This window comes from Streptomyces sp. NPDC059080 (genome assembly GCF_042739975.1).
GTDB classification, from domain to species: domain Bacteria; phylum Actinomycetota; class Actinomycetes; order Streptomycetales; family Streptomycetaceae; genus Streptomyces; species Streptomyces benahoarensis.
In genome coordinates this window covers 170,911-177,836 of the sequence record NZ_JBHYGX010000006.1, presented here as the reverse complement: position 1 = coordinate 177,836, position 6,926 = coordinate 170,911, and the positions used below count along the sequence as shown (strand labels likewise).

General features: G+C 74.0%; 5 protein-coding genes. All 5 read left to right on the top strand.

Translation table 11 applies throughout. The annotated features are described in order from the left end of the window. Window positions 1-409: 409 nt before the first annotated feature. Window positions 410-2,140 (top strand): amino acid permease, encoded by a 1,731-nt coding sequence (locus ACFWWQ_RS07085; protein WP_384591415.1) that lies wholly within the window; start codon window positions 410-412, stop codon window positions 2,138-2,140. Continuing rightward, window positions 2,137-3,159: an acetamidase/formamidase family protein gene (locus tag ACFWWQ_RS07080; protein ID WP_384591412.1), complete on the top strand. Its 1,023-nt coding sequence runs from the start codon at window positions 2,137-2,139 to the stop codon at window positions 3,157-3,159. The genes ACFWWQ_RS07085 and ACFWWQ_RS07080 overlap by 4 nt, the downstream gene beginning before the upstream one ends. 212 nt (window positions 3,160-3,371) lie before the next feature. Further along, window positions 3,372-4,307: a hydroxymethylbilane synthase gene (hemC, locus tag ACFWWQ_RS07075; RefSeq protein WP_384591409.1), complete on the top strand. Its 936-nt coding sequence runs from the start codon at window positions 3,372-3,374 to the stop codon at window positions 4,305-4,307. A gap of 164 nt (window positions 4,308-4,471) precedes the next feature. Beyond that, entirely contained in the window at window positions 4,472-5,893 is a 1,422-nt protein-coding gene (locus ACFWWQ_RS07070; RefSeq protein WP_384591406.1) for a class II fumarate hydratase, read from the top strand. Window positions 5,894-6,014: 121 nt separating this feature from the next. Next, window positions 6,015-6,743, top strand: coding sequence for a DUF402 domain-containing protein (locus tag ACFWWQ_RS07065; protein WP_384591403.1), 729 nt, complete (start codon window positions 6,015-6,017; stop codon window positions 6,741-6,743). The last annotated feature ends 183 nt before the right edge of the window (window positions 6,744-6,926 follow it).

Sequence of the window (6,926 nt, the reverse complement as noted above, 5' to 3'; positions counted from 1 at the left end):
CCGGCCCCGGGGGGCCCCCTTCGGCTCCCCCCCGCCGCCCCCACACCCCTGAGGCCCCCCCCCCCAACACAGGGGCGGGGCATCGGCGTTGTCGGGATGGAGCCGACGGTTCAGGACTGCGGCCTGCTGCCGTGGTTGGCTCCGTTCTTGCTGCGTGCCTTCTTCTTGCGGCGTCGCTTGGAGGACATGCGCTTCTCCCTTCATCGAGGTGCTTTCGACGAGTTTCCACCCTTGCACACAGGGGGCCGCGAAGCGATTTCGGCCGTCGGCACCGGTGCCCCGGGCGCCTCCCGGATCCGCCGGCGTGCCCCGGGGAGCGCCGGCGGCATGACCGTATGGCGTCTTCCGTCACCGGGGCGGTCTCCCTACGCTGCGGGGTCCGAAGACGTCGTGAGGTGCGGGAGCGGCCGTGACACAGCAGGGACGCGCGGGGCAGCGGGGGAGGGGCGGGGCCGGTCCGGGGCTGCGGCGGGACGCTGTGGGGCTGCGGGAGGTGCTGTTCCAGAGTGTGACGTCGATGGCGCCCGCCGCCGCCGTCGCGGTGTCGATCCCGGCGGGGGCGGCGTACGCGGGCGGGGCGCTGCCGCTGTCGGTGCTGATCGCTCTGGTTGCCTGCCTGTTCACCGCCTCGTCCGTCGCGGAGCTGGCCCGGCAGCTGCCGTCGGCCGGTTCGGTGGCGACGTACAGTGCCCAGGGGCTGCACCCCATCGTCGGCTTCCTGGTGGCCTGGACGTATCTGCTGGTCGAGGCGTTGGTACCGGCGTTGCTGCTGCTCCAGTTGGGGTTCACGGTCGCGGACACGCTGCACCAGGAGTGGCCCGGGTATCCGGCGGACCTGTGGTGGCCGTGGGTGGTCGCCGGGGCGGTGGTGATCGTGGTGACGGGGTTCTTCGGGATACGGGCGTCCGCGCGGTTCGGCACCGTCCTCGGCGTGTTCGAGGTGCTGGTCTTCGTGGTGCTCGCGGTGCTGCTGATCGCCGCCGCCGGGCGGCACAACACCCTGACGGTGTTCGGCACGTCGCACGCCCCGCCGGACCACCCCGGACTGTCCGGTGTCATCGCGGGTTCGGTCTACACCGTGCTGGCGTTCGCCGGGTTCGAGGCGGCGGCGCCGCTGGCGGAGGAGGCCCGCGATCCGCGCCGTACGCTGCGCCGCGCGGTCCTCGGGGCGGCGCTCTCCGTCGGGCTGCTGTTCGTCCTGACGACGTACGCGATCACGGTGTACGTGGGGCCGGACGCGTTCGCCTCCTTCGGGCCGTCCGGGGCGGCGTCCTGGGACGGGGTGGCCCGCGCCTCCTACGGGGCGTTCTGGGTGCTGATCTTCCTGGCGGTGGTCAACTCGACGGTCGCCAACGCCAATGCGGCCACCAACGCCTCGACCCGGACGGCCTTCGCGCTGGGCCGGGACGGGCTCTTCCCCCGGGCGTTCGCGCGGGTGCATCCGGTGCACCGCTCGCCCGTCGTGGGGCTGGCGGCGCAGTTCGTGATCGCGCTGGGCGCGGCGCTGCTCCTCGGCCGGGCCTACGGCCCGAGGACCGCGTTCCTGCTGCTGGCGACGGTGGTGGTGACCGCGATCATCGCGGTCTATCTGCTGACCAACGCCGCCTGCGCGGGGTACTTCCTGCGCCGTCGCCGCGCCGCGTTCCGCCCGGTGCGCCATCTGCTCCTCCCGCTGCTGGGCATCGCCGCGTTCACCCCGGCGCTGCTCACCGCCGCCGGGATCCCGGCGTTCCCGTTCGTCGAGAAGCTGACCGCGCCGGTGTCGTACGCGGGTGCGGGGGTGGCCGGTTGGACGGCCGTGGGGCTGGTCGTGGTCACGGTGGTGTGGCGTCGGCGGCCGGACGCGCTGGCGGTGACCGGACTCGTCGGCATCGAGGCGGAGGCGGATCCGGAGGCAGGTCCGGAGCCCGGCCCGGCCCCGGCGGACGGCGCGCGGGCGGGCGCGTCCGAACCGGCGGCGCGCCCCGGCTCACCCGACCCCACCGCACGCCCCGGCGCGCCCAACTCTCCTGCACGCCCCGGCGCGCCCTACTCCCCCGCACGCCCCGGCGTGTCCGGCCCCGCCGGGCTCCCGGACGCGCCCCGGCCCGGCGCCCCGCCCGAGCCGTCCGATCCGCCCCACGATGAGGAGTCCCGATGACCGACCCCGCCGACGACCCGCGCGTGCTCACCGTCCGGCCCACCGCGCAGGAGTACGCCTGGACGTTCGGCGGCGCGCCGCCCGTCGCGCGGATCGCGCCAGGCACCGTCCTGGACGTGTACACCGAGGACTGCTTCGGCGGGCGGGTGCGTACCGCCGACGACCTGGTCTCGCGGGTCTGCGCGTTCCCGTACGTCAATCCGCAGACCGGGCCGTTCCACGTCGAGGGCGCCGAGCCCGGGGACACCCTGGCGGTGCACTTCGTCTCCGTCGAACCGCGCCGGGACTGGGCGGCGTCGACGACCGTGCCGCTCTTCGGGGCGCTGACCGCCACCCACGCCACCGCCGCGCTGCATCCGCCGCTCCCCGAGGCGGTGTGGATCTGGCAGCTCGACCGGGAGCGGCGGCTGTGCCGCTTCACCGCCCGGGACAGCGAGCACACGCTGACGCTCCCGATGGAGCCGATGCACGGCACGGTCGGGGTGGCCCCGGCCAACCTGGAGGTGCGCTCCGCGCTCGTCCCGGACGCGCACGGCGGCAACATGGACACCCCGGAGATGCGCGCGGGGGTCACCTGCTATCTGGGGGTGAACGTCGAGGGCGCGCTGGTCAGCCTCGGCGACGGGCACGCGCGCCAGGGCGAGGGCGAGACCTGCGGCGTCGCCGTCGAGACGGCGATGCACACGGTGGTGATCGTGGAGCTGCTGAAGGGCGTCGCGACGCCCTGGCCGCGCATCGAGTCCGACACCCATCTGATCTCGACCGGTTCGGCGCGCCCCTTGGAGGACGCCTTCCGCATCTCGCAGCTGGACCTGGTGCAGTGGCTGGCGCGGGACTTCGGGCTGAGCGAGCTGGACGCGTACCAGTTCGTGACGCAGGCGGTGGAGTCGCCGCTGGCCAACGTCTGCGACAGCAACTACACCTGTGTCGCCAAGCTCCGCAAGGAGTGGCTGCCCCCGGCCGAGGTGCACGGCGGGCTGCACGCCGAGCTCCGCAGGCGGGCCGCCGCGCTGCGCTGACCTCCGGGCGCCACCGGGTGCCACGAGCGTGTGGAGGCCGGACACCGGGACCGGCGCACCGGGGCGTCCCGCGCGCCGGGGGCGCCCCGGATACCGCGGCCCGGTCCCGTACGGGATCCGCCCCCGGACCGTACGGGACAGCCCCCGGACCCGTACGGGAACCACGGCCCGCCGCCGTACGGCCCCCGGGTCCGACGGCCTATCGTGGCCCCATGTCCGCCCCTGAGTTGATCCGAATCGTCTCCCGTGACTCGCCGATGGCGCTCGCCCAGGTGGAGCGGGTGCGCGCCGAACTGTCCGCGCTCCACCCGGAGGTGCGCACCGAGGTCGTCCCCGTGAAGACCACCGGGGACAAGTGGCTGGGCGATCTGTCGCTGGTCGAGGGCAAGGGCGCGTTCACCAAGGAGGTCGACGCGGCGCTGCTGGCCGGTGAGGCCGATCTGGCGGTGCACTGCGTCAAGGACGTGCCCGCCGACCGGCCGCTGCCCGCCGGGACGGCGTTCGCCGCGTTCCTCCAGCGTGACGACGTGCGCGACGCCCTCATCCACCCCGGTGGGCTCACTCTGGACGAGCTGCCCGCCGGGACCCGTATCGGCACCTCCTCGGTGCGCCGCCGGGCGCAGCTCGCCGCCTCGCATCCGCATCTGGAGTGCGTGCCGATGCGCGGCAACGCCAACCGCCGGATGGAGAAGCTGGCCGCGGGCGACGCGGACGCGCTGCTGCTCGCGGTCGCCGGTCTGGAGCGCATCGGCCGTCCGGACGTGATCACCGAGGTGCTGTCCACGGACGTGATGTGCCCGCCGATCGGCGCCGGGATCCTGGCGCTCCAGTGCCGCGAGGGCGATACGGAGCTGATCGACGCCATCAGCCCTCTCGGCGACCCGGCCGCCCACCGGGAGGCGACGGCGGAGCGGATGTTCCTGCACGTCCTCCAGGGGCACTGCAACTCCCCGATCGCCGGGTGTGCCCGCGCCGAGCGCGGCGGCGATCTGTCGCTGCGCGCCTGTGTGTTCACGCCCGACGGCAAGACGGTCCTCAACGCCCACGAGTGGGCCGGGCGCCTCGACCCGGCGACACTGGGCACGTCGGTGGCGGTGGCACTGCTGCGGCAGGGCGCCCGCGAGCTGATCGACAGCATCGCGCACTGAGCCCGGCGGTCACCGCGTCGAGCCCGGCGGTCACCGCGTCCGTTTCCGGCGCTCCCCGGGGGGCGCCGGAAACGTAGCCCGCACGGGGCATTACCTGCGGTAACCCACGATCGTCGGGAACACCGCGGAGCCGCCGGACGCTGTGCCCGTCGGAGGTGGCGAAGGTGAGCGACAGGACGGACCGGCAGGACAGCACGGCGGACGCGGAGTACCGCACCGAGCACGACTCCATGGGCGAGGTGCGGGTGCCCGCCCACGCGAAGTGGCGGGCGCAGACCCAGCGGGCGGTGGAGAACTTCCCGGTCTCCGGGCAGCGGCTGGAGCGGGCCCATATCGAGGCGCTGGCCCACATCAAGGCCGCCGCGGCCCAGGTCAACGCCGAGTTGGGTGTGCTCGACGCCGAGGTGGCGCGGGCCGTGACCGCGGCCGCGGAGGAAGTCGCGGCGGGCCGGTGGGACGACCAGTTCCCCGTCGACGTCTTCCAGACCGGCTCCGGCACCTCGTCCCACATGAACGCCAACGAGGTCATCGCGACGCTGGCGAGCGAGCGGCTGGGGCGCGACGTCCACCCCAACGACGAGGTCAACGCCAGCCAGTCGTCCAACGACGTCTTCCCGTCGTCGATCCACATCGCGGCGACGGCGGCGGTCACCCGCGATCTGATCCCCGCGCTCGACCATCTCGCGGCCGCCCTGGAGCGCAAGGCGGCCGAGTTCGCCGAGGTGGTGAAGTCGGGGCGGACGCATCTGATGGACGCGACGCCCGTGACGCTCGGGCAGGAGTTCGGCGGGTACGCCGCGCAGGTACGGTACGGCGTCGAGCGGCTGCGCGCCTCACTGCCCCGGCTCGCCGAACTTCCGCTGGGCGGCACGGCGGTGGGCACGGGCATCAACACCCCGCCCGGCTTCTCCGCCGCGGTGATCGAGCGGGTCGCCCGCGCCACGGGACTGCCGCTCACCGAGGCGCGCGACCACTTCGAGGCGCAGGGCGCGCGCGACGGCGTGGTGGAGATCAGCGGTCAGCTGCGGACCATCGGCGTCGGCCTGACGAAGATCGCCAACGATCTGCGCTGGATGGCGTCGGGCCCGCGCACCGGCCTCGCCGAGATCGCCCTGCCCGATCTCCAGCCCGGCTCCTCGATCATGCCGGGCAAAGTCAACCCGGTGATCCCGGAGGCGGTGCTGATGGTCGCCGCGCAGGTCACCGGCGCCGACGCGACGGTCGCCGCGGCCGGTGCGGCCGGTAACTTCGAGCTGAACGTCATGCTCCCGGTGATCGCCAAGAACGTCCTGGAGTCCATCCGCCTGCTGGCCAATGTCGCCCGGCTGTTCGCGGACCGCACGGTCGACGGCATCACCGCCCACGCCGAACGGGCCCGCGAGTACGCCGAGTCGTCGCCGTCGCTGGTCACCCCGCTCAACAAATACCTCGGGTACGAGGAGGCCGCGAAGGTCGCCAAGAGAGCGCTCGCGGAACAGAAGACGATCCGTCAGGTCGTTGACGAGGGCGGCTATGTGGAACGGGGGCTGCTGACGGCCGCACAACTCGACGAGGCACTCGACGTGTTGCGGATGACGCACCCGTGACGGCCCGGACGCCCCACGTCACGGCGTACGCCGGCGCTCTCCCAGCCCCGCCTCGCACCGCCGCCCGCGGCACCCTGTGGACGGACGGCGGAAGGGCCGCGGCAGGCCCTAAGATCTGGCCATGACAGCGGAGAGGGCGGGGACCACGGCGGGCGCGCCGGCCGGGCACGAGGCTCCCGGGCCGCGGCGGGCGGCGGTACCGGCCGCGCGGTGGGCCCCCGGCACGCACATCCTGTGGCGGTACCGCGACAACGCCGACGCCGCGCGCTTCCACATCTGCCGCCCGGTGACGGTGGTCCGGGACACCGAAGACCTGCTGGCAGTGTGGATGGCGCCCGGCACCGCCTGTGTGAAGCCGGTGATGGCCGACGGCACCGCGGTGCACCGCGAGCCGCTGGCGACGCGGTACACCAAGCCGCGGCGGATCTCGTACGACCGCTGGTTCGGTACGGGCGTGCTGAAGCTGGCGCGGCCCGGCGAGCCGTGGTCGGTGTGGCTGTTCTGGGAGCGCGAGTGGCGGTTCAAGAACTGGTACGTGAATCTGGAGGAGCCGCGCGCCCGTTGGGCGGACGGCATCGATTCGCAGGACCACTTCCTCGACCTGTGCGTCTACCCGGACCGCAGCTGGGAGTGGCGGGACGAGGACGAGTTCGACCAGGCGCAGCGGGACGGGCTGATGCCATCGGGGCAGGCGGCGCGGGTGCGGGCCGCGGGCCGGGCGGCGGTGGAGCGGATCGCCGCGTGGGGCGCGCCGTTCCGGGACGGCTGGGAGGAGTGGCGGCCCGATCCGGCGTGGGAGCTGCCGTCGCTGCCGCAGGACTGGGACCGTGTCCCCGAGCGTTTGCGGTAGTGAGCGGGCGAAGAGAGGAAAGGCGGAGACGGGCGAGTGAACGGGGCGAACGGTGGAAAGACGCGCCTAGGGGGTGTCCGCAGAGTCTCGTCGTTCGCCCCCGGGGGGGGGCGCAGCGGCCACCCCCCCCGGGCCACAACGCCCCCCCCGTTGCGGGCCGGGGGCCCCCGCCCCCCCCGCGGT